Origin of the sequence: Arcticibacter eurypsychrophilus (assembly GCF_001730525.1) — a bacterium.
Lineage (GTDB): Bacteria > Bacteroidota > Bacteroidia > Sphingobacteriales > Sphingobacteriaceae > Arcticibacter > Arcticibacter eurypsychrophilus.
On the sequence record NZ_MDFN01000007.1, the window covers coordinates 22,378 to 47,553 of the forward strand.

At 39.5% G+C, this 25,176-nt stretch carries 13 protein-coding genes; 12 read left to right on the plus strand and 1 reads right to left on the minus strand.

The genetic code is table 11. The annotated features are described in order from the left end of the window. The first annotated feature begins 32 nt into the window (after positions 1-32). The 9 genes from BFL47_RS05320 (at position 33) to BFL47_RS05360 (ending at position 18,013) form a co-directional block, all read left to right on the plus strand. Entirely contained in the window at positions 33-2,141 is a 2,109-nt protein-coding gene (locus BFL47_RS05320) for a glycoside hydrolase family 97 protein (RefSeq protein ID WP_069658771.1), read from the plus strand. Positions 2,142-2,234: 93 nt separating this feature from the next. Then, positions 2,235-2,768, plus strand: coding sequence for a hypothetical protein (locus BFL47_RS05325; protein ID WP_069658772.1), 534 nt, complete (start codon positions 2,235-2,237; stop codon positions 2,766-2,768). Between the two features lie 232 nt (positions 2,769-3,000). After that, positions 3,001-5,724, plus strand: a complete 2,724-nt coding sequence (locus BFL47_RS05330; RefSeq protein WP_245681312.1) for an alpha-d-galacturonidase — start codon at positions 3,001-3,003, stop codon at positions 5,722-5,724. A gap of 140 nt (positions 5,725-5,864) precedes the next feature. Then, on the plus strand, positions 5,865-7,412 hold the full coding sequence (locus BFL47_RS05335) for an MGH1-like glycoside hydrolase domain-containing protein (RefSeq protein WP_069658844.1): 1,548 nt from the start codon (positions 5,865-5,867) through the stop codon (positions 7,410-7,412). Position 7,413: 1 nt separating this feature from the next. Next, positions 7,414-8,982 (plus strand): glycoside hydrolase family 28 protein, encoded by a 1,569-nt coding sequence (locus tag BFL47_RS05340; RefSeq protein WP_069658774.1) that lies wholly within the window; start codon positions 7,414-7,416, stop codon positions 8,980-8,982. 41 nt (positions 8,983-9,023) lie between these two features. Next, entirely contained in the window at positions 9,024-11,837 is a 2,814-nt protein-coding gene (locus tag BFL47_RS05345; RefSeq protein WP_069658775.1) for a glycoside hydrolase family 95 protein, read from the plus strand. A 3-nt stretch (positions 11,838-11,840) separates the two neighbouring features. After that, on the plus strand, positions 11,841-15,356 hold the full coding sequence (locus BFL47_RS05350; protein WP_069658776.1) for a malectin domain-containing carbohydrate-binding protein: 3,516 nt from the start codon (positions 11,841-11,843) through the stop codon (positions 15,354-15,356). Positions 15,357-15,508: 152 nt separating this feature from the next. Continuing rightward, on the plus strand, positions 15,509-17,065 hold the full coding sequence (locus tag BFL47_RS05355) for a sodium:solute symporter (RefSeq protein ID WP_069658777.1): 1,557 nt from the start codon (positions 15,509-15,511) through the stop codon (positions 17,063-17,065). A gap of 15 nt (positions 17,066-17,080) precedes the next feature. Then, a complete protein-coding gene (locus tag BFL47_RS05360) occupies positions 17,081-18,013 on the plus strand; it encodes a dihydrodipicolinate synthase family protein (RefSeq protein WP_069658778.1) in 933 nt (310 codons plus the stop codon). A gap of 84 nt (positions 18,014-18,097) precedes the next feature. Here BFL47_RS05360 and BFL47_RS05365 read toward each other — a convergent pair whose 3' ends face one another. Then, positions 18,098-18,973 carry an AraC family transcriptional regulator gene (locus BFL47_RS05365; protein WP_069658779.1) on the minus strand — a complete coding sequence of 292 codons (876 nt, stop codon included), beginning with the start codon at positions 18,971-18,973 and terminating at the stop codon, positions 18,098-18,100. A gap of 248 nt (positions 18,974-19,221) precedes the next feature. Here BFL47_RS05365 and BFL47_RS05370 point away from each other — a divergent pair, with 248 nt between their 5' ends. From BFL47_RS05370 to BFL47_RS05380, 3 genes are all read left to right on the plus strand, one after another. Continuing rightward, positions 19,222-20,838 carry a fucose isomerase gene (locus BFL47_RS05370; RefSeq protein ID WP_069658780.1) on the plus strand — a complete coding sequence of 539 codons (1,617 nt, stop codon included), beginning with the start codon at positions 19,222-19,224 and terminating at the stop codon, positions 20,836-20,838. Positions 20,839-20,854: 16 nt separating this feature from the next. Next, positions 20,855-21,535, plus strand: a complete 681-nt coding sequence (locus tag BFL47_RS05375) for a DUF3826 domain-containing protein (protein WP_083257022.1) — start codon at positions 20,855-20,857, stop codon at positions 21,533-21,535. A 367-nt stretch (positions 21,536-21,902) separates the two neighbouring features. Next, on the plus strand, positions 21,903-25,169 hold the full coding sequence (locus tag BFL47_RS05380; protein WP_069658781.1) for a SusC/RagA family TonB-linked outer membrane protein: 3,267 nt from the start codon (positions 21,903-21,905) through the stop codon (positions 25,167-25,169). Positions 25,170-25,176: the final 7 nt, after the last annotated feature.

Sequence of the window (25,176 nt, forward strand, 5' to 3'; positions counted from 1 at the left end):
CAGGTACTTGTATCTGTATATAAAATTAAACCATGCGTAGAATAATAGTATTAGGATTAGCTTTTAATATGTTGACGTTACTTGTGCAAGCACAGGTACTTGTTTCACCGGATAAAAATCTTTCGATGAAGTTTGAGTTGAAGGAAGGCGTGCCTTATTATCAGCTCACTTATAAGAAGAAAGTAGTTTTAAAACCTGGTTCTCTGGGTTTAGAGGTCAAAGATGCTCCCTCATTTGTGGATGGCTTTACCTTAACGGATACAAAAACGGCTACCGTAGATACCTCATGGAACCCGGTTTGGGGAGAACAAAAGACTATTCGAAATCACTATAATGAGTTGACTGTTACCCTGACTCAAAAGGATCAGAAAGATCGGTTTATACAAATTCGTTTCCGTTTATTCAATGATGGTTTAGGATTCAGATATGAGTTTCCCATGCAGGATAATCTGAATTACTTTATTATTAAGGAGGAAAAAACGCAGTTTGCTTTATCGGGAGATAACAAGGCGTTCTGGCTTCCGGGTGATTATGATACCCAGGAATACAGTACAGTTACATCAAATCTGTCGGAGGTAAGGGGCAAAATGAAAGCGGCAGTTACTTCTAATGCTTCACAGAAAACATTTTCGCCAACGGGGGTACAAACACCATTGATGATGAAAAGTAAGGATGGTTTGTACATCAATATCCATGAGGCTGCACTGGTGGATTACTCTTGTATGTCATTAGATCTGGATGATAAAAACTTTGTACTGACCTCTCATCTTACTCCTGATGCCATTGGTGATATGGGAAACATGCAAGCTCCTTGTCAGTCGCCCTGGAGAACGATTCTGGTAAGTGACAAAGCAGGTGATATATTGGAGTCTAAATTGGTGTTGAACTTGAATGAACCAACTAAGTTTGAAGATACTTCCTGGATTAAACCAATTAAATATATTGGGGTATGGTGGGAAATGATTACAGGAAAGAGTCAGTGGTCCTATACGGATATGCCGGCTGTTCAATTGGGGGTTACTGATTACTCTAAAGTGAAACCTCATGGTAAGCATGCTGCTAATACCAAACATGTAAAAGAATATATTGATTTTGCAGCGCTTCATGGCTTAGATGCAGTTTTAGTTGAAGGCTGGAATGAAGGCTGGGAAGACTGGTTTGGAAAAAGTAAAGATTATGTTTTCGACTTTGTTACTCCTTATCCCGATTTCGATGTGAAAGAATTGCACCGCTATGCGGCAAGTAAAGGGATCAAGATCATCATGCATCATGAAACTTCGGGATCTGTTCGTAATTATGAACGCCACTTAGATACGGCTTATCAGTTTATGGTGGATAATGGGTATAATGCGGTTAAGAGTGGTTATGTTGGAAATATCCTTCCGAGAGGTGAATATCATTATGGACAATGGATGAATAATCATTACTTATATGCCATAACTAAAGCAGCAGAGTATAAGATCATGGTGAATGCGCATGAGGCTGTTCGTCCTACAGGTTTAAGTCGCACCTACCCTAATTTATTAGCTAACGAAGCGGCTAGAGGAACAGAATATGAAGCTTTTGGTGGGAACAATGCGGATCATACGACAATTCTTCCATTTACCCGTTTAATAGGTGGACCGATGGATTATACTCCGGGTATTTTTGAGACTAGGGTAAGTGCTTACAATCCAACAAATAATTCTTTTGTGCATACTACATTAGCACGTCAGTTAGCGCTGTATGTGACTATGTATAGCCCATTACAAATGGCTGCAGACTTACCTGAAACATACAACAAGTTTTTGGATGCTTTCAAGTTTATTGAAGATGTGGCGGTAGATTGGGATGATTCAAAGGCTCTTGAAGCAGAACCTGGCGATTATATCACAATAGCACGTAAGGCAAAAGGTACAAATAATTGGTTTGTGGGTAGTACATGTGATGAAAACGGCCGCATGTCTAGTATCGATTTAAAATTTTTAGATAAGGGTAAAAAATACAGCGCTACCATTTATGCTGATGCCAAGGATGCGCATTATGAAACGAATCCGCAGGCTTACATCATTCGGAAAATTGAAGTGACGAGTAAGTCGAAGTTAACACAACATTGCGCTCCGGGTGGAGGTTATGCAATTAGCCTCATTCAAAAAAAATAATTGTTTTTAATCAGCTCTTTAAGATGAATTGAAAATAAAATATCTTATACGGTGTAACAAATTAATTGTTATACCGTATACTTTAGGAGTCAAATGGGGAAATTTAAATCATATTCTGAAGGGGTTGAAGTAGTGGGTCAGACCATATTGTGCTTTATATATGGTGTCCCTAAATATGAAGATGAAATGAGGGAGCTTCTGGTACGGCATGGTCTCGAAGATATTCAGCCAGATGGTTGGTATCCACAACAGAAATGGCTTGATGCTTTTTCAGAATTGTTTGATAATTATGGACCCTTTACTTTATTCACACTTGGTAAGTCTATTCCCGAGCAAGCCGCTTTCAGGCTTCAATTTACAGAACTCGAGCAGGCTTTAAGAGCAGTTGACGTTGTTTATCAAATGAATCGTCGTAATGGAGAAGTAGGACATTATACGATAACAAAGTATGATGCTGAACTTAAAGAGGCATTAATGGAATGTACAAGTCCGTACCCTGCTGATTTTGAAAGAGGCGTTCTGGTAGGAATGATTCGGAAATATAAATCTCATGTTGGTTCGGTTCCTAAAGTCGAATTGCTATCTCCTCTAACTGAAGGCTTCAGAACATTCAGTATTAATTGGTAATTCTAAGGGTATAGAACTCTTCTATTTAATAATACTTTGTCACAGCATTGTTAATCTCTAAGACAACATACTATAGTATGTTGTAAATTTTGTACAAGAAAGAGTCATCCCTCGCCTTTAATTTTGTAAACTGATACTTTTCTAACCAAAAGAATCTTTAACCAAAATACCTGAGACACACATTGAGATGATTATGAGGCGTATTATTTATATATTTTGTACTATACTTTTTATGGCTGGGGACCTTGCTTACGCAAATCCTTTAGATGTTAAACAGCAGCAGATTAACATTGTAATAACTACTGGAGCACACGCCCGCTTAGAGTTTGGAGCAGATCGTTTGGCAGAATCGTTAACCGCTGCGGGATTTAAAGTTAAAATTCAACGTGCCAATAAACCTTCCGGGAAGAAAAATACAATCGTCATTGCAGAAAAAGGAGATGATTTAATTGGTAAATCATTAGCACTGTTTAAGGTTAAATCATTAGTACCTACTAATAAAGAAGGTTTTTCAATTCAATCAGGTACGAACAATACGATTGTTATTTCAGGTGCAGACCAAACAGGAGCCTTATATGGATGTCTGGAGTTAGCAGATCTCGTGAAGGCGGCCGGAAAGATACCTATAAATATCAGTTTGACTGATCATCCACAAATGGTACTTCGTGGAACTTGTATTGGAATCCAGAAGCCTGTTTTTCTACCCGGACGAGGTCAATATGAGTACCCATATACGCCGGAAACTTTTCCCTGGTTATATGACAAGGCTTTATGGATCAAATACCTGGATATGATGGTAGATAACCGTTATAATTCCTTGTATCTATGGAATGGACATCCTTTTTCATCACTGGTAAGAGTAAAGGAATATCCTTATGCTGTTGAAGTAGACGATGCCACTTTTAAAAAGAATGAAGAGATTTTTCGTTTTCTTACTACAGAAGCAGACAAACGAGGGATTTGGGTGGTCCAGATGTTCTACAATATTATCATTCCGAAACCTTTTGCAGAAAAGAATCATCTGGTTACGCAAGACCGTAACCGTCCTATCATACCTATTATTGCCGATTATACCCGTAAATCTATTGCCGCTTTTGTGGAGAAATATCCTAACGTTGGATTGCTTATTACTTTGGGTGAAGCCATGGAAGGGGCAGGACAGGATGATGTGGACTGGTTTACAAAAACAATCATTCCAGCGGTTCAGGATGGATTAAAGGCTTTAGGGCAAACAACAGAACCTCCAATAGTACTGCGTGCTCATGATACAGATGCACCACGGGTAATGAAGGCTGCACTGCCCTTATATAAAAATCTGTACACGATGGCGAAGTATAATGGAGAGGCTTTAACAACCTATACGCCACGGGGTTCATGGGCTGAATTACATCGTACACTCAGCCGGATTGGTACAATACATGTGCAGAATGTGCATATTTTGGCTAACCTGGAGCCTTTTCGCTATGGCTCTGCTGACTTCATTCAAAAATCGGTGCAGGCAATGCATGACGTATATGAATCCAATGCGATTCATTTGTATCCTGAGGCTTCCTATTGGGACTGGCCTTATTCGGCAGACAAGGCTCCGGAGCGATTGTTAGAGGTAGACCGGGATGCAATATGGTATAAAGCTTGGGCCCGTTATGCATGGAACTGTCGCCGTGACCGTAATGAGGAGATTGAATACTGGGGAAATCAGCTCTCCAATACATATGGTACAGATTTAAAGGGTGGTAAAAATATAATGGCAGCTTATGAGGAGACCGGTGAGATCGCACCTAAAATGCTTCGAAGGTTTGGAATCACAGATGGTAACCGTCAGACTTTAACACTAGGGATGACGATGCCGCAGCTTATTAATCCTGTTCGTTTCAATCTATTTACCATGTTATATGAATCTGAAGCTCCGGAAGGGGAGATGATCATTGAATATGCGGAAAAGGAATGGAATAAAAAAGCACATATTGGCGAAACCCCTGTAAGGGTTGCTAATGAGGTTGTAGTTCATGGTCAAAAAGCGGTTGATGCTATTAATGCAGCATCTGCAGGGGTTAAGAAAGAAAGAGCGGAGTTTGATCGGTTGAAAAATGATGTATACAGTTATAATGAACTGGCAAAGTTTTATTCTGAGAAAGTAAAAGCTTCTTTACTGATCTTACGCTATAAATATTCAATCGATGTTGCTGACCTGGAAAAGGCAGTTCCTTTATTGGAAAGCAGCGTGGTTCATTATCGTAAGCTGGCTGAGCTGACTAAAGACACTTACCTGTATGCCAATAGTATGCAGACTAAACAACGTAAAATACCGGTGCGTGGAGTAGATGCTACCTATAAACATTGGGTAGAGGTTTTGCCTGTTTACGAAAAGGAACTGATGCACTTTAAAAATAGTATAGATTCATTGAAATCTCCAGGAAAGCAGGTACTAATTAAAAAAAATCAAGGGTATACGAATGCACCTGTGACGTTGATCGGCAATAAATCAAAGTATATCAGTCTTAAGAAGGGACAAAGTGTTTATTCGGATACGACTGTACTCATCCGCGATTTCGCGCCTGAGCTTAAAGGCCTCCGAGGTTTAGCTGTATCCAAAAAAGATCAGGTTTTAAATGGTACTACTATTCGATTTTCTTCAACTGTTCCTGTAAAGGTACTTGTTGGCTTTTATACGAACAAAGCTCCTGGTTTATTGACGCCTCCCGATCTTGAACATGATGCGAGTGCCAATGATTTTGGTCAGTCTGAAATAAAGATAGGGAATGCGCTATTAGCAGGGGATTTATCGCCCATTAACGTCCATGAGTATTCATTTGACGCTGGGATACATACTTTAACACTGGCTAAAGGAGCTTGTGTAATACTTGGATTTGTAAACGCAAAGGAATCGGTTCGTTTATATGATGCCGGAATAGGGGTAACTGGATTTAAGAAGGATATTGACTGGTTGTTTGAATAACAGAAAATAAGAATTAGCTATTGACTGGTTATTCGAATTTAAAAGAATAATATAAGGAAGATTAGCTATTGACTGGTTGTTTGAATAAGATAAGGAAGATTTAAATTATAATGGGAAAACTAAATAATATTAAAAGGTACATGAAGTTTAAAAGCATTTGCTTTGGGACTATGCTTGTCTTATTGGGACAGGTCGCTTTTGCTCAATCAAAAGTTTCTGTGCTTGGCACCGATCAACTAAAAGCATACACCCAACACTTTAATTCATTGGATAGTGAGGATGTCAAGAATTATGTTCCGAACGATCAGGCTTTCGAATGGTTAGCTAAAAATGTGCCCTTATTTGAATGTCCGGATTCAGCTATTCAGAAAATTTACTATTACCGTTGGTGGACGCTCAGGAAACATCTGAAAGAAACTCCTGCAGGCTTTATTTTTACCGAATTTATCACGCCTGTTAAACATGCAGGCAAGTTTAATGCGATTAGCAGTGCACTTGGCCATCACGTTTATGAGGGTAGATGGATTCATAATCCGGAATACATTAAACAGTACCTTGATTTTTGGCTGATTAAAGAAAAGACCTTGTCGTACCAGCGCTTTCATTCATTCAGCAGTTGGGTAGATGATGCGGTATATAATTTTTATCTTGTTAATCATGATAAAGGTGTGGTTGAACATCTTTTGCCTTCAATGACTGCTGATTATTCGGTTTGGGAAAACGAGAGACAGCTTAAAAGTGGTTTGTTTTGGCAATATGATGTCAAAGATGCTATGGAAGAGTCTGTAAGTGGAGGACGTAAGGTAATGAACAGACGTCCTTCTATTAACAGTTATATGTACGGTAATGCAGTTGCGCTTTCTAAAATGGCAGGATTGGTAAAGAACGATAGTCTGAAAAATCTGTACGCAGCAAAAGCATCATCATTAAGAAAACTGGTATTAGATAGCCTTTGGAATGCGGACGAACCCTTCTTTAGAACCAAACTGGCAAAGGATGGATCATTGGCACCCCGAGAGGCAATAGGTTTCACTCCCTGGTACTTTAATCTTCCACCTGATACGAAGAATTACGCAAAGGCTTGGTCACAAGTCGTTGATACGGCTGGTTTTAATGCCCCATGGGGGTTGACTACTGCTGAACGTCGGGAACCTACTTTTAGGACAAGGGGTTCCGGACACGGGTGTGAATGGGATGGAGCTGTTTGGCCTTTCGCTACAACTCAAACCTTGAAAGGAATGTCTGCCTTTTTAAACAACTATAAAAACAATAAAACAGTTTCTGCACAGGTATTCTATGATGAGCTGCATAAGTATGCACTTTCGCATCAAATGAAGGGTGAAACCTACATAGGAGAATATCAGGATGAGAAAAATGGAGATTGGCTGAAGGGTGATAATCCAAGAAGCCGTTTTTATAACCATTCTGGATTTTGTGATCTTGTAATTAGTGACCTGGTTGGGCTTAAGCCTGCGGATGACAATATCCTGCGTATTCAGCCACTGGTACCTCAAGGTCAATGGGATTGGTTCTGTCTGGATAATGTATTATACCATGGAAAGATGATTACTGTTTTATGGGATAAAACAGGTGAAAAATATAATAGAGGTAGAGGTTTCCGTGTATTTGCGGATGGTAAACAAATTATATATTCTGCAAAGTTAAAATCGGTTAAGGCTAAAATATAAGATGAAAAGATATACGCAAGTACGCTTAGTACTGGTTTTGATGGCAGCGTGTTTATATGTCACGTCGGCATCCGCTCAAAGCTATTATAACGTAACCAAGTATGGAGCAAAGAATGACAGCAGCAAGCTTGCTACTGATGCTATTAAGCAGGCTATCGCTGCGGCATCTAAAGCTGGAGGAGGCACTGTGTATTTCCCTGCAGGAAAATATCTGACCGGACCAATACACCTAAAAAGTAATATTACTTTATTTATTGATGCAGGGGCAGAGCTTCACTTTAGTGATAACTTCGATCATTATCTTCCTATGGTGAAGAGCCGTTGGGAAGGTACCGATGTGATGAATTTTTCTCCTCTATTTTATGCAGATGGAGCCGAAAATATTGCCATTAAGGGAAGTGGCCTTATTGACGGTCATGGAAAGAAATGGTGGGCTTACTCAGAAGTACATGTAAAAAAAATACCTACTTCAAAGTGGCAGGAAGAATTTAAACGCTTGAATGCCGATGTGCTGGCACCTGATCTGCCGGGATGGATTGAGAGAGGTTTCCTTCGTCCTCCTTTTATTCAGTTTATGAACTGCAAGAATGTGCTGATTGAGGGTATTCGTATTCAAAACTCTCCGTTTTGGACTATTAATCCGCAGTATTGTGACAATGTGACCATTACTAAGGTGACTATAGACAATCCGCCTTCTCCTAATACGGATGGAATTAATCCTGAATCCTGTCGCAATGTGCATATCTCAGACTGCCACATCAGTGTGGGAGATGATTGTATCACTATTAAATCGGGTAAAGATCGTTCGGGAAGGAAAGCTAATGTACCTGCAGAGAATCATACGATTACGAATTGTACCATGTTATCTGGTCATGGGGGAGTGGTTATCGGAAGTGAAATGTCAGGAGGCGTGAAAAAAATAGTCATCTCCAACTGTATATTTGATGGCACAGACCGGGGAATTCGCATTAAAACTGCTCGTGGTCGTGGAGGGGTAGTAGAAGATATCAGGGTAGACAATATTATCATGAAAAATATTCGAGATCAGGCTATTGTGTTGGATATGCAATATGCCAATACACCAGCTGAACCGGTTACAGAGCGTACTCCTGCTTTTCGAAATATCCATTTTAGCAATATTACAGCGGAAGGAAACCAGGCTGGCTATTTAAATGGTCTTGATGAAATGCCGATAGACAATATCTCCTTCAATGATATCAACATGGATATGAAAACCGGATTTGTAGTCAAGATGGCAACAAATATCGAGTTTCATAATGTACGTGTAAATACCACTATTGGACCTGTTATCAAAACAGAGAATGTTAAGGGACTTGAAATCGATGGCGTTAAATCGCATCAGCCTTTAGTAGGTACGCCTGTTATTGAGCTTAATAATACAGAGGACGTGTTTATTCACAATACCTTTGCCGCTAAAGGAACAGATGTATTTCTGAAACTGAAGGGCGAGAAGACGGATGGAATTGTTTTGCGGGCGAATAATTTTAGTCACGTTAAAACGCCCATTGAACAGGAAACCGTTGTTAAGGAAAAGATTAAAATAAATTAAGGAAAAGATTAAAAGGATTAAGGAAAGATTAAACTAAATTAATGGTAAGATATATGCGTTTGGCTCTCGTTGTTGCGATACTTGGTGTGCTCAGTAGTCCCTTAAAAGCACAGGAACTGAAGCTTTGGTATAATCAGCCTGCGCAAAATTGGACAGATGCCTTGCCTTTAGGGAATGGTAGATTAGGTGCCATGGTGTTCGGTGGCGTTGCACAGGAACATATACAGTTTAACGAAGAGACACTGTGGACGGGTGAGCCAAGGGACTATAATCAGCCAGATGCAGCTAAATACTTACCCGAAATAAGAAGTTTACTTTTTGCCGGCAAGCAAGCTGAAGCTGAGAAGCTGGCTGCCGAACATTTCATGGGAACTAAATCTTCTGAAGGAAAAAGAGCAGGCTGGTTTAAGGATATGCGTGCCTTAAAAGGCCTTGTAGGTAATCCTGCTGCCACTGCTTTTAACGACAGTAAATGGAAAACGATACAGCTTCCTGCTCCAAGCGGTTGGGAAACTGTAGGTTTGGAAGGTGTAGACGGTGCCGTTTGGCTCCGCAATTCTTTTATACTACCTGCGAAATGGGCAGGCAAGAATCTTGTATTTGATCTGGGTAAAATCAGGGATCAGGACTTTACCTATGTCAATGGAGTTCTTGTAGGTTCTATGGAAGGCAGCACGGAGGGACGTAAATATGTAATTTCTGCAGATAAACTGAAACCTGGTTTAAATCATATCGCTATACAGGTACTTAATTATTTCGATAAAGGTGGCTTAGTAGGGTATAAGGATACTTCAAGAGCGTTAATGGTATATCCAGAAGATGGCACTGAAAAGGATGCTGTCAAATTAAGTAAGTCCTGGAAATACTTGATCCAGAATGAAGATCCCCCATTAGTAGGCGCTTTTCAAGCTAGCTATCAACCTTTTGGTGATCTATTGCTTAATTTCCCCGCTAGTAAGGTCTCTGGTTATAAAAGAGAGCTTGATCTGAATACAGCAATTGCTAAAACTTCCTATATTTCTAACGGAATTACCTATACCAGGGAGTATTTTGTTAGTAAGCCTGACCAGTGTATCGTTATAAGACTGAGTGCCAATAAAAAGAATAGTATCTCTTTTCAAGCCGGATTAAGGAGTCCACATAAAAATTCTATCGTAAAGGTGATTGATACGACATCAATTGGTCTCTCTGTACAGGTAAAACATGGCGCCTTAAGAGGCGAAAGTATCCTGAAAATTAGAGCTATTAGGGGAAAAGCTACTGTTATAGGGGATAAAATAAATGTAAATCATGCCGATGAGGTCTTTTTGTATCTAACAGCTGCAACAAACTTTAAGAATTACAAAGACGTTTCAGGAGATCCCATTGCTCTTTCAAAAGCGGATATGGCAAAGCTGCTTAAACGTAATTATTCCACGATCAAAGAGGCACATACTAAAGAGTATCAAAGCTATTTTAAAAAGCTAACTGTTAATTTCGGTACTTCCGAATATGCTACTTTACCTACAAACGAACGTATTGCGCATTTTTCTAAAGGTAATGATCCTGCATTTGCAGCTTTGTACATGCAGTACGGGCGTTATTTGTTAATCTCTTGCTCTCGACCAGGTACCGGTCCCGCCAACCTACAGGGAATATGGAATGACCTGCTCACTCCACCATGGGGGAGTAAGTACACCACGAATATCAACCTGGAGATGAATTACTGGCCTGCGGAAAGTTTAAACCTATCTGCCTTACATGAGCCTCTTTTTACGATGATGGAAGAGCTGAGTAAGACAGAGGCAGAAACGGCTAAAAAGTACTATAACGCCCCCGGATGGGTTTTGCACCATAACACAGATATCTGGCGGGGAACTGCCCCTATAAATGCATCAAACCACGGTATTTGGGTAAGCGGAGCTGCCTGGCTGACTAAACATGTATGGGAACATTATAACTTTACTCAGGATACCACTTTTCTAAGAAACAGGGCGTATCCTCTTATGAAGGAGGTTGCTTTATTCTTTAATAGTTATTTAGTGAAAGACCCGGCAACAGGATACCTGGTTAGTGGACCTACTAATTCCCCTGAACAAGGAGGATTGGTGATGGGCACTGCTATGGATCATCAGATTATCCGTGATTTGTATGAAGCCTGTATCAAGGCTTCTGAAATCCTGAATGTAGATCCTGCATTAAGGGTGATCATGAAAGAAAAATATGCCCGGTTGACGCCTAATAAAATCGGCCGCTTTGGACAACTACAGGAATGGACAGTGGATCTCGATGATACAACAAATAAACATCGTCATGTTTCCCATTTATGGGGAGTATATCCGGGCTCTGATATCACCTGGGATAAGAGTCCGGAAATGATGAAGGCAGCGAAACAATCGCTTATCTATCGTGGAGATGAAGGTACAGGATGGAGTCTCGCCTGGAAAATTAATTTCTGGTCACGCTTTAAAGAGGGCGACCATGCCTGGAAAATGGTCAATATGCTAATCAGTCCCGCTGAAACAGGGGGAGGCTCCTATGTCAATCTGTTTGATGCACATCCGCCATTCCAGATTGACGGTAACTTTGGTGCAGCTGCAGGCATCGCCGAGATGCTGGTTCAAAGCCATTCCGGCTATATAGATCTTCTTCCAGCTTTGCCTTCTGCTCTTGAACAAGGTGAAATAGATGGCATTTGTACCCGTGGGGGATTTGAATTGAATATGAAATGGTCCAAAGGAAAATTGTCATCTCTGGATGTACTCTCCAAAGCGGGCAAGGAATGTATCCTGAAATATGCAGGCAAAGAGGTTCGCTTTCCAACGAGTAAAGGAAACACGTATACCCTGAATGCGGAATTACAATTAATGAATTAAAATATGCGCTTTTTATATACTTTTTTGCTGGTTGTATGGTGTTCCGGATGTGCGACTGAACTTTTTGCACAGGATAAAGTCCGCCGTTCTATATCACTCGACGAAGGATGGAGGACTGTGGCCCATGATACCGATCAAAAGCTATATGCTGGTTTTGAAGTTGCAGGTTATCAGGATGCCAGCTGGAAAAAAGTAACGGTGCCTCATAATTGGGATGCATATGAAGGATACAGAAGATTATTAAAAGGCAACCGTCACGGTTATGCCTGGTACCGCAAAGAATTTACCGTTACAGAAAAAAAGAAGAACCAGCGTTACTTCCTCTTTTTTGAAGGCGTTGGCTCCTACGCTACCGTGTGGCTTAACGGAATAAAGGTTGGCTATCATGCAGGGGGAAGAACCACGTTTACGCTCGATGTCACATCCGCTATTCGATTAAATAAATCCAATTTACTAGCTGTTCGGGCAGACCATCCCGATGAGATTCGTGACCTTCCTTGGGTAGATGGGGGTTCATCTGAAGAAAGAGGCTTTTCTGAAGGATCGCAGCCAATGGGTATCTTCCGACCAGTGCATCTAATTGTGACCAATTCAGTTCGTGTAGAACCATTCGGCTTGCATGCCTGGAATGATACCACCGTTTCTACTCGTTCTGCGAAGCTCAACTTTGCTGTTGAAGTAAAGAATTATGATCATACTTCAAAAACTGTGCGAGTTGTTAATCGCTTGGAAAACAGAGAAGGGAATAAAGTAGTCGAGCTCAGTACGCTGAAAACCATTAAACCTGGTGTGGTTGCTCATATAAGTCAGCAAACTCCTGTGTTCTCTAATCCACATTTATGGTCATTAGAGGATCCCTATCTGTACACCATTGTCACCGAGGTTATTTATAAAGGCAAGGTCACCGACAGAATCAAAACCCCCTATGGAATCCGCTGGATTAGCTGGCCGGTAGGAAGAGCATCAACTGATAAGCGCTTTCTGTTGAATGGAAAACCTGTGTTTATTAATGGTATTGCTGAGTACGAGCACCTTCTTGGAGGGAGTCATGCCTTTAGTGCCGAACAGATTCGATCCAGAGTGTTGCAAATGAAAGCGGCGGGATTTAATGCCTTCCGTGATGCACATCAGCCTCATAACCTGAGATATCAGGAACACTGGGACGAAATGGGGATCCTGCTTTGGACACAAATGGCCGCACATATTTGGTTTGACAGCCCAGAGTTTAGAAATAACTTTAAGACTTTATTGAGGGATTGGGTAAAAGAAAGGCGGAACAGTCCTTCAGTTGTATTATGGGGACTCGAAAATGAAAGTACCCTTCCCGAAGATTTCGCTAAGGAATGTGCGGCTATCATCAGAGAAATGGATCCTACCGCATCCTCTCAACGCAAAGTGACCACCTGTAATGGAGGTAAAGGAACGGATTGGGATGTACCACAAAACTGGACAGGTACCTATGGAGGTGATCCCAAAACATACGGTGAAGATGTAAAACGACAGGTTTTAATAGGAGAGTATGGCGCATGGCGCACATTAGACCTACATACAGAAGGGCCATTTCAACAAAATGGTAGTTTTAGTGAAGACCGGATGACCCAGTTAATGGAGATGAAAGTCCGTTTGGCCGATTCCGTTAAAAATGAAACTGCAGGACATTTCTTCTGGTTATTTACCTCGCATGATAACCCGGGTAGAGTGCAAGGTGGCGAAGGTTTACGTGAACTGGATCGCATAGGTCCAGTCAATTACAAAGGACTTTTGACTCCCTGGGAGGAACCACTTGACGTGTATTACATGTTCCGTTCTAATTATGCTTCTAATGTAACCGATCCGATGGTTTATATTGTATCGCATACCTGGGCAAACCGATGGAAATCTCCAGGAATAAAAGATAGTATCACTGTTTATTCCAATTGTGACGAAGTAGAATTATTTAATGATGTGAATAATTTATCTTTAGGAAAGAGAAAGAAAAACGGAATTGGTACTCATTTTCAATGGGATCAGGTAAATGTCAAGTACAATGTCCTGTATGCTGTTGGTTATGTAAATGGAAAGGCTGTTGCGCGTGATTATATTGTGCTAAATAATTTGCCGCAATCACCACAGTTCAATGCTTTTTACAATGAGGCTGCAAATTCAAATATAATAGCTCCGCAAAAGAACTTAAATTACCTGTACCGTGTAAATTGTGGAGGTCCAGATTATATAGATAAAAATGGTCATCTATGGATGGCCGACAGGCAGATTAAAGATCATACTACTTGGGGATCAAATTCATGGACAGCAGACTTCCCCGGAATGCCTGCCTATTTTGCCAGTCAGCGCAAAACCAATGATCCCATAAAAGGCACCATTGATTGGCCTTTGTTTCAAACCTTCCGTTATGGACGAGAAAAGTTAAACTTTAATTTCCCTGTTCCAGATGGTGTATACATTGTTGAGCTGTATTTCAATGAACCTTGGTTAGGTACTGGAGGTGGAATAGATTGCACAGGTTTCCGGTTATTTGATGTGGCTGTAAATGGAACAACCTATTTGAAAGACCTGGATATCTGGAAAGAAGCAGGACATGATGCAGCATTAAAAAAGACCATTCAAGTTCAAATAAAGGGCGGTCAATTGCAACTGTCTTTTCCTAAAGTAGCATCCGGACAAGTCGTTATCTCAGCAATTGCAATTGCATCCGCAGATAAAAATATACAGCCAGCAGCCGGACCTGCAGATTTAATACAAGGTTTCAAGGCTAACCCTAAAAGTTCAGTTGAATCCTGGATGGACGCAGGAGATAAGCAGTTCATTGGTCAGGATATTACGTTTACCTCCTTACCTCCTGTACTTTATGGTGCAGACTGGATTAAAGCTACAGAAGGAGAAGAGGCTAATGCAGACTTCACTCTTGCAGATGATGCCGACGTATTTGTAGCCGTAAAAGAGCATAACAACAAACCAGCAGGGCTTCAAGATTATGAAGATACCGGTTTCTATATAGAAAATAGTCAGGCTGAAAACTCAAAATACAAAGTATACCGTAAACGTTTTACTAAAAACGCGACAGTATATCTCATTAAAGGATTGACAACCGCAGTACTTCCTGCAACAACCCTGCAACCCGCTTTTGATTTAAAGAAAGTGAGTTCTTACAAATCACACGTAGCCCTGTTTACAAAAAATATACAGGTTGGAATAGTGAATGAAAAAGATGCAGTTACCTTCCGTAAACCAGCAGGCGATGTTTTAGAATTTACCTTTTCTGTAGGAGTTGCCGATACCTATTCCCTAACGGTAAAATATGCCAATACCTTAGAAAAAACCATGAAAGCCAAGTTGCAGCTGGTCATGGCAGATGGCACAATCCTTAAAGAAGAATGGGTTGATTTACTGACTAGTAAAACCGGTAAGTGGAACTATTTGAATGGCACTACAGGATCCATGATAAACGCCGGTACTTACAAACTGCGGCTTATTGCAATAGACGCAGAAGGGTTGAGTATTTCAGGCTTAGAAGTGCAGTAGTGTATTTTGATAATATCCTACAATAGTCAGAAAAAATGATATAGGAATAAGACCCTATAGGAAGGTAGATTTGTAGCGTTATAAGAGGGTTTCTCTTAAAAAACAAGCGAATTTAAGCCAGCTGGATAATATTGAGTTATTTAGCCTTTATTATGAAGAACCTTCCAATTTTTGATCTAGCTGTTATAGCAATTTATCTTCTGGGGATGATCCTTGTTGGCTTTTATTTTTCAAGAAAAAATAAAAGTTCCGATCATTTTACTAAGGCTTCCGGATCAATTCCAGGATGGGCAATCGGAATGTCCATTTATGCCACTTTTTTAAGCAGCAATACCTTTCTGGGTGTTCCGGGAAAAGCATTTGGTGGAAACTGGAATGCATTTGTTTTCAGTATTTCTATGCCACTTGCCGCATGGGTAGCCTCTAAATATTTTGTTCCTTTTTATCGTAACACAGGCGAAATATCAGCCTATACCAATCTGGAGAATCGCTTTGGTGCCTGGGCCAGAACGTATGCAGTTGTGTGTTTCCTTTTAACGCAGCTTGCGCGAATGGGCTCCATCTTCTTTGGAATAGCATTAAGTCTTCAGGCCCTGACCGGTTACCCTATGGGGATGATCATGGTTATCATGGGGATCTGTATCATCATATACACCGTTCTTGGTGGAATTGAAGCCGTTATCTGGACAGAAGTCGTCCAGGGAGTAATCAAAACCCTTGGAGCTGTCATGATTCTTTATCTGATTATTGATGGAATGCCAGGAGGGGTATCTTCTATCATAGAAATTGGAAAAGCAAATGATAAATTCAGTCTGGGAACCTTTGACTTTAATTTCACTGAATCCTCCTTCTGGGTGATCCTATTATATGGTTTTTTTATCAACCTGAATAACTTTGGGATGGACCAAAACTATGTGCAGCGCTATCATACGGCCAGAACTTCTAAAGAAGCCTCTAGTTCAATATGGTTATGTGTTTTCATCTATGTACCCGCTTCTTTATTATTCTTTGCTATAGGATCAGCCTTGTTTGCCTATTATAGTGTAAATCCGGAATTTACTGAAGTGTTAAAACAACAAGTGGCGGTAGAAAGACTTCCTGTAGGTTCCACACTGGCACAAATACGACAATTAGCAGCAACACTAACACCTGCAGACTATGGAGATAAAGTAATGCCTCACTTTATGGTTACGAAAATCCCAGTAGGTTTGGTAGGACTTATCGTCTCCGCTATTCTTTCTGCAGCAATGTCTACTATCAGCTCAGGAATGAACGCCTCAGCAACCGTATTCTCTGTCGATATCTACAAACGATACTTTAGAAATGACATCACAGAAAAGGAAACCATGTTCGTCTTGCATACCGCAACCGTCGTATTTGGTTTACTTGGAATGGGTGCAGGAATTGCCATGATCGGTGTAAAGAGCATCCTTGACGTGTGGTGGCAGTTGTCCGGAATCTTTGCTGCAGGAATGCTTGGTTTGTTCCTTCTAGGATTCATCAGTAAGCAGAGTAAAAATCATGAAGCGATCCTGGCAACGATAATTGGAATCCTGGTGATCATCTGGATGACTTTTTCACCAATGCTATCCGGTGAATACGAATACCTGCGGAATCCCCTTCATTACAACATGATCATCGTGGTAGGAACACTTACTATCTTCCTTGTAGGAGTCCTGTTAACCAAAATAAGAAGACAAATAAAATAAGATTAAAATATATATATGGACAAGTCAAAGAAGGGATTTATTCCTGTAATGCTAACACCATTCAAAGACAACGGAGAGATAGATTATGATTCATTAACAAAGCTGACAGAGGTATATCTGAAAGCAGGCGCTTCTGGATTATTCGCTAATTGTTTATCAAGTGAAATGTTTGAACTTTCTGATGAAGAGCGGATATCAGCTATTAAACATGTGATAAAAGTGGTAGATGGTGCGGTTACGGTTGTAGCAACAGGTACTTTTGGAGGCCCCATAGAAAAACAAGCTGATTTTGTGAAACGTGTGCATGACACCGGAACCGATGCAGTAATTGTAATCACCGGTTTGTTAGCTGTAGAAAAAGATTCAGATGAAATCTTCAATGCACGCGTATTTGACTTAATAGATCAAACTCCTGCTATTCCTTTAGGATTTTATGAATGTCCGGTTCCTTACAAACGCGTTTTATCTGCCGATCAGTTGAAAGCATTTGTAGAAACAAAGCGGGTGATCTATCATAAGGATACTTGTCTGGATATCGAACAGGTAAAAGCTAAGCTTAAAGTGACCCAAGGCTATGAATTTGGATTATATGATGCCTACATGGTTCATGCCGTAGAATCATTAAAAGCCGGTTCTGCAGGTCTTTCTTGCATTCAGGGTAATTATTTTCCTGAACTCATCGTGTGGTTATGCGATAACTACAACAACGATGCAATGAAAGATCAGGTAAAAAAGGTACAGATTTTCCTTGATGACAATATGGATGTCATGCACAATGTATACCCAATTGTTTCAAAATACTTTTTACAGAAAAGAGGACTCGATATTTCCACTTTTACCAGAAGGAAAGTAGGTGATTTCACCAGAGCAATTACAACAGAAATTGAAACGCTTTATACGGATTATAACTATCTTCAGCAAGAATTAGAGCTAGACATGAAGATATAAATAGAATTAAATACGAGCTGCTGTTTCTGCAAAGTTTGGATGTATGCATTATTATATTTCAGCTCGTGTTTTTTAATTGAATACCTATTTCTTTTGAAGGTACTGCCTTTTATAATCCAATGGGGTTACACCAGTAACCTTTTTAAAGTGGCGGTAAAAGTTTGATACATTATTAAAGCCGCAATCAAAACAAATTACTTCCGTAGGAAGTTTGTTCTCCACTAATGCCCGGCATGCATGACTTATTCTAATTTCAATAAGAAAATCATAATACGTCTTCTTCGTCATTAACTTGAAATACCTGCAAAACGAGGTCACACTCAAATTGCTGATCTCAGAGATCTCTTCTAAACTAATTTCCTTTTTGTAATTCGTAAGCGTATAGTTGTATACCTTATTTAAACGGATTGTATCCGTTTCTGTCGATCTGTTTATAGAATGCTGTCCTGTAGCTATGGTTTCATAATCTTCTGCTTCTGCCAGAATCTTCAAGATAGATAATAGGATGATTACCTTGTCTAAATTGGTGGCATAGATAGCTGAGAACATCAATTCGTTCAACTTATCCTTTGCCGCACCATTAATGATCATTCCTTGTTTAGCTTTCTCAAAAAGGTTTGGAATAAGATAGGCCTCAGGCAGATGTAGAATGTCTTTTCCCAGGCAGTCCGGTAAAAAATGTATCACAATTGCTTCCACCTCTAACTCAGAGTTAGGAGCAAAATACTCATCTTTACAACGCCAGGTATGAGGCAGGTTTTCTCCAAGCAGAATCAATTCTCCGGAAGAAAAGTTGCTAATATTATCACCAATAAACCGAACCCCTTCTCCTCTCACAGTAAGATGCAGCTCCAGCTCAGGATGATAATGCCAGATCGTATCAAACTTAGACCAGATATCATGGCGAATGCTGAAAGAACTCTGAAGTTTTACGGGTACTTTATGAAATAAGGGCTTCATATTCTTTAATTCCTACATTTAAATCACAAGTATACGCTATTTTAAGAAAATAGAATGCTAAGATCGTACATGAACAGGATAACAATATGCAACAATGCCATTACATGAGCATGCATATTTGTACTATGCCTTGAGCAGATTGCAGGCAGTTGTTAAGGGAAAATGCTTATTTATAGCCTTTTTGAAATATTTACAATAAGCTTAATTAGTCGTTGCCAATTTGTTAAAGGAATGTTAAAAATTATACAATGTTGAAAGGAAATAGGGAAGTATTATTAGTTGCAAGTGGTGATCTTAGAATTGCTGCAAACCAAAATTGCTGGCAAGCCCAGAGCGAAATGGAAATGCTTCTTAAAAATGCAATCGAGAAACAAGGCTGGACAGTAAAACGTGCTCATAGTTATGAAGAAAACAAAAAGCATGGCTTTATTGATTCTCAAAAAATGGGTATGGATGTTTTTCGTGGACTTGATCCTGACCAACCTTTAATTGTTGCCGAAAGTGTATGGCAATATAGCCATCATGTTCTTTCGGGTTTAACTACACATCGTGGCCCGATACTTACTGTTGCTAATTGGAGCGGACAATGGCCAGGATTAGTAGGAATGCTGAATCTGAATGGCTCCCTTTCAAAAGCAGGAGTAAAATATAGTTCATTATGGAGCGAAGGATTCAATGACGATTTCTTTGTTAATTCCTTAAAAGAATGGTTTGAGACAGGCATCATCAAACATGATCAAAGTCATGTAAAAGATTATAGTCTGGTTAAAATTCCATTGAAAGAAGAACAAATAGGAAAAGATTTTGCAAAAGCATTCAAGAGTCGGAAAGGGATCATGGGGATCTTTGACGAAGGATGTATGGGCATGTATAATGCCATTGTACCCGATGATCTTTTACATCGCACCGGTTTCTTTAAAGAGCGCTTAAGTCAGTCCGCATTATTTGTGGCCATGAGAAAGGTGAGTGTTGACGAAGCAGAAGAGGCATTAAACTGGCTTCTTGAGCGAGGCATGACCTTTGAATGGGGAGAAGACCCCGAAACGGAACTCACCAGAGAGCAATCCCTGGAGCAATGCAAAATGTATATTGCCTCTTTACGTATCGCAGATGAGTTTGGATGCGATACTATAGGAATTCAATATCAGCAGGGACTTAAAGACCTTACCGCAGCTAGCGACTTAACCGAAGGATTGCTAAATAATAAATTACGTCCCCCTGTATTAAATGAAGCAGGTAAGGAAATCTATGCCGGTAATGCTTTACCTCATTTCAATGAAGTAGACGAATGTGCCGGTTTAGATGGATATATCACCTATCATTTATGGGAACAACTGGGAATGGACGGTGAGAACACGCTTCATGACCTGCGTTGGGGACAGCATTTCAAGGGTGAAGGTGTTGACGATTTTGTTTGGGTGTTTCTTATTTCAGGAGCTGTTCCTGCAGCGCATCTTATTGATGGTTACAAAGGAGCTATAAGTGTAAGGCAACCCGCTATGTTTTTCCCCTTTGGAGGAGGAACATTAAAGGGAATCAGTAAACCGGGACATATTGTATGGAGCCGGGTCTTTGTCATGGATAATAAATTACAATGTGACCTTGGAGTAGGAGAGGCTGTATTTTTACCTCAGGAAGAAACCGACAGAAGATGGGCAGAAACAAATCCGCAATGGCCTATTATGCATGCAGTATTGAAAGGTGTAAGTCGTGACCAAATGATGGCCCGCCATAAAGCCAATCATGTCCAGGTTGTATATGCCACTGATGAAGAATCAGCACATCGTGCATGTCGCATTAAAGCAGCTACCCTTGCAGAACTAGGCTTTGAAGTGCATTTCTGTGGTGATGTTAAGTTTGTTTAATTCTTAAATAAAGGATATGAAAAAAATTGCTATAACAATCTCATTATGCTTATTTGGAGCTATATGGTTAATAAATCCTGTCTTTGCTCAACAGAAAACAGAAGAGAGCGAAGTTGTGTATACAAAAGTTATCACTCAAAGAGCTCATAAAATTGCCGTTAAATTAGATCTTACAGATACTTTAAAAGTAAATAAGGCGACTGCCATCATTGCTGATCAATACCGCCAGTTAGGTATCATTCATGATCTTCGCAACGATCAAGTAAAGGCTTTAAAAAAGGACAGTACGCTAAGTAAGGAAGTAGTCGCAGCAAAAGTGACAGAACTTGAAAAAATAGCTGACCTTAAACTTAAAAAGCAACATGCTATTTACCTGTCTAAATTAGCGAAAGTGCTTAATAAGGAACAAATTGGCAAGGTAAAAGATGGTATGACTTTCGGAGTTTTACCAGCAACCTACAAAGGGTATGTGGAAATGTTACCTATGCTTACTGAAAAACAAAAAGTGCAGATTTTAGCCTATCTAACTGAGGCTCGGGAATTGGCAATAGATGCCGAGTCAGCTGAAAAGAAACATGCCACATTTGGTAAGTATAAAGGAAGAATAAACAATTACCTCTCTGCCGAAGGTGTAGAAACAAAGAAAGCCAGGGAAATTTGGGAACAGAAGTTAAAGGAACGTCAGGCAAAAGGTTAATACGATAGATACAGCCTGATTCGCTGAATATAAAGGAATTAGGATGTAACTAGTGAGTGATAATATCGTACATAATGTAGAGAAAATAATACAAAAAATACCGTTTTGCGCTTAATATATTTGTATACACCGCATTCCACTAGCCAGGATAGCGAACCTAAATGTAACAAATTTTAATAACGATTTGAATATCAATATAGTAAGTGGCAATAATCCAATTGCATCTCATTTAACATTAAAAACAAAAACTGAAAATATGATATAATATTACCTGCTTTTCGATCATCGAAAATAACCATGATTATTTCCCTGATAAACCAACCCATTATTTTATTGAAATCTTAATAACTAAAAAATCGAATAATTTATGAACTTACTTTTACAAGCGAGCATTTGCCGGACTAAGGTTCTGACAGTGATCCTGATCTGTCTGTTTGTATTGCCTGGCAGTGTTAACACTGTTTTCGCAGCAAACCCGGCAATGGTAATCTCAGGAGGAAAGTCTGTGGCAGCACGGATTAATATTACAGGAACAGTAAAGGATGCAAAAGGTGAACCCCTTGTTGGCGTTACTGTACGAATTAAAGGTACCAAATCAGGTACAAGCACTGATGTTAATGGTGTATATAGATTAAACTTACCTGTAGGAAATGAAACTTTAGTATTTACCTATGTAGGTTTTCTAACTAAGGAGGTTGTTGCTAAAGGAATATCAATGGACGTTCGGTTAGAGGAATCTAGCAGTAATCTGGATGAAGTTGTTGTAGTTGGTTATGGAACACAGAGAAAAGCAACTTTAACTGGTGCTATTTCAACAATAAATATGAGTGCCATTGAAGACCTTCCAGTAAGTAATCTTGGAGCTGCTTTGGCTGGACGTATTCTCGGCGTTGGAGTGAGTGGTGGAGTTGCCCGGCCAGGTAGCGCAGCTAAAATCACAGTTAGAAATCCAAATACTTATTTTGGTAAAGATGGTGGAAGTACTGAGCCATTATTTGTTATTGATGATATTGTTCAGATTGGTGGTAATGGTCAACCGGATGCAACACTTTTTAATAATCTTGACCCTTCAGAAATTGAGAGTATCTCTGTACTAAAAGATGCTTCAGCGGCTATTTATGGTTCACGTGCTGGAAATGGTGTTGTGTTAGTGAAGACTAAACGTGGTAAAGAAGGAAAACCTCGTATCAGTTATAGTGGTTCTTATGCGATCAATGATGAAGCATACAGAACAAAAATGATGAGTGCTTATGAGTTTGGACAATATTACAATATAATGAATGGTCCAAATGGTGCAGACGCCAAACCTGGTGTCAATAACTTTTTCTCTCAAGATGAACTAGACCATTTTAAAACCATCGATAATAATTGGTTAACTGATGCATGGTCTCCTGCCTTTAATACACGTCATACCCTAAGTATGAGTGGTGGTGCTGAACGTGCAACTTATTTTGGAGATGTATCTTACTTCAAACAAGATGGAAATTTAAACAGCCTTGATTTTAACAGATGGAATTTCCGTGCAGGTTCTGATGTCAATGTAGCTGCAAATTTAAAGGTTGGTTTACAGGTTTCCGGTAATAACTCAGATCTTACCAAAACCTTTAATAAAATAGGTGGTGAGAATGAAGAAAATGATTACCGTAACTTGTTGTTAACTCCTCGATATATACCTATGTATATTGACGGTTTGCCCGTTAAGATTCCCGGTACTACCAATGATTTGTCTATGTACCATTTCTACGAAATACAAAAGCTTGGAAATTTAGCTCAAACAGACAGCAAAACATTCACTGTAAATCTGTATGCTGAGTATAACATTCCTTTTGTAAAAGGCTTAAAGGCAAAAGCATCTTATGGAAGTAACAACAGTTCTTCAAGAGGATCTCAAATTGGAACTAAATATACCTTATATGAGTTCAATAGATTAGGCGAAAATCAACATATTTATGAAGGCGCAACCTTAGCAACTAGTAAACCTATTTCAGCTTCAAATGGTAATCGCCTTTATTATGCAAATACAACAGCAGAGTCTTACCAGACTAACTTCTTGTTGAACTATAATCGTCAATTTGGAAAGCATAATGTTAGCGGTTTATTTACTGTTGAAAAATCAGAGTCAGAAACAAATCAAGAATCTGTATATAGAGAATCTCCTTTTCTAACTACTAATGGTCAATTTGCTACTGCTTCTGGTGATGTAGTTGGAGCTACATCAGCCGCTGAATCCGGATCATTATCTTATATCGGTCGTGCTAATTATAGTTATGCTGATAAATACTTAGCAGAAATATTGTTCAGAACTGATGCATCCACTAAATTCGCTCCGGAAAATTACTGGGGTAAATTTTATTCAGGTTCATTAGGATGGGTACTATCTGAAGAGGATTTCTTTAAAGTTGAAGGCATAGATTTTCTAAAACTTAGATATTCATTCGGATTGTTGGGTAATGACCAAACAAAACCTTGGTTATGGAGACAACGTTATACATATCAAGATGGTAAAGGCGCTGTTTTTGGTGGAAACACAAATACTACAACTGGTATGAAAATGGAAGCATCTCCTAGTCCTGATGCACATTGGACTACTGAATTTAAAAACAATGTCGGTTTGGATGCCCAATTTCTTAGAAGTCGTCTTTCTGCAACAATGGAAGGATATTACAATAAAGCTTCAGAGATCTTAATCGAAAGGACTGGAAATGTTCCGGTTACAGTAGGTGGTTCAGTAGCTTCTGAAAATTATGGCAAGGCTGACTATTACGGTCTTGAACTTGAATTAGGATGGAATGACAAAATTGGTAATGACTTCCGTTATGGTGTGAGTACCCGTTATTCATTCACTGATAATAAGGTCATACAGATGAACTTCAATGACACTGATATTATGTATCCATGGAATGCACAACCTAATCATTCAAATGATAATGGTATGTGGGGATATGACAATTTGGGAATGTTTAAATCACAAGCTGAAATAGACACTTACGTAAGTGAAAATAATATTATTTCCGTATTTGAAACTCCTGCAGCTCAGCTTAAACCAGGTATGTTATATTACAGTGATGTAAGGGGAGCCTTACAATCAGATGGATCATTTGCTGGAAAAGATGGAATCATAAATGATAATGATCAAATCAAACTATCTAACCGTAAAGATAATCACCACGGATATTCATTAACATTGAAGGCTGGGTATAAAGGTTTGAATATCGATTGTGTAATCGGCGGTTCTTTTGGTGGCTGGTCTGAAATAGATGCCCGTAAAAAATTGAACAATTCAATTGCTAGAGCTTTTCAAAGTTTGCCTAATATCTGGGGAGATATTTATGACCCTGAACTTAATCCAACTGGTACTATGCCAAACCCTAACTGGCAAGATATTAGTCTTACGCCAGCTTCCAATTTCTGGAAAGTTAGTTCTTTTAGAATGCGTATGACTAACTTCAACGTCAACTATACAATTCCTAAAAAAGTAGTGGATTATTTAAAGGTAAGCAATGCACGTGTGTATTTCACAGGATTAAATCCAATGAATTTGTACAATCCATATTCTTATAGGGATTCAGACACAGCGTATGACGTGTTTCCAAATCTAAGAACATATTCTTTTGGTATTAACTTAACACTTTAATTTCCAA

Excerpts from the sequence above, each read along its gene's own strand:
- BFL47_RS05320 (WP_069658771.1), top strand. The coding sequence starts at position 33 with ATGCGTAGAATAATAGTATTAGGATTAGCTTTTAATATGTTGACGTTA.
- BFL47_RS05325 (WP_069658772.1), top strand. The coding sequence starts at position 2,235 with ATGGGGAAATTTAAATCATATTCTGAAGGGGTTGAAGTAGTGGGTCAG.
- BFL47_RS05330 (WP_245681312.1), top strand. The coding sequence starts at position 3,001 with ATGGCTGGGGACCTTGCTTACGCAAATCCTTTAGATGTTAAACAGCAG.
- BFL47_RS05335 (WP_069658844.1), top strand. The coding sequence starts at position 5,865 with ATGAAGTTTAAAAGCATTTGCTTTGGGACTATGCTTGTCTTATTGGGA.
- BFL47_RS05340 (WP_069658774.1), top strand. The coding sequence starts at position 7,414 with ATGAAAAGATATACGCAAGTACGCTTAGTACTGGTTTTGATGGCAGCG.
- BFL47_RS05345 (WP_069658775.1), top strand. The coding sequence starts at position 9,024 with ATGGTAAGATATATGCGTTTGGCTCTCGTTGTTGCGATACTTGGTGTG.
- BFL47_RS05350 (WP_069658776.1), top strand. The coding sequence starts at position 11,841 with ATGCGCTTTTTATATACTTTTTTGCTGGTTGTATGGTGTTCCGGATGT.
- BFL47_RS05355 (WP_069658777.1), top strand. The coding sequence starts at position 15,509 with ATGAAGAACCTTCCAATTTTTGATCTAGCTGTTATAGCAATTTATCTT.
- BFL47_RS05360 (WP_069658778.1), top strand. The coding sequence starts at position 17,081 with ATGGACAAGTCAAAGAAGGGATTTATTCCTGTAATGCTAACACCATTC.
- BFL47_RS05365 (WP_069658779.1), bottom strand. The coding sequence starts at position 18,973 with ATGAAGCCCTTATTTCATAAAGTACCCGTAAAACTTCAGAGTTCTTTC.
- BFL47_RS05370 (WP_069658780.1), top strand. The coding sequence starts at position 19,222 with ATGTTGAAAGGAAATAGGGAAGTATTATTAGTTGCAAGTGGTGATCTT.
- BFL47_RS05375 (WP_083257022.1), top strand. The coding sequence starts at position 20,855 with ATGAAAAAAATTGCTATAACAATCTCATTATGCTTATTTGGAGCTATA.
- BFL47_RS05380 (WP_069658781.1), top strand. The coding sequence starts at position 21,903 with ATGAACTTACTTTTACAAGCGAGCATTTGCCGGACTAAGGTTCTGACA.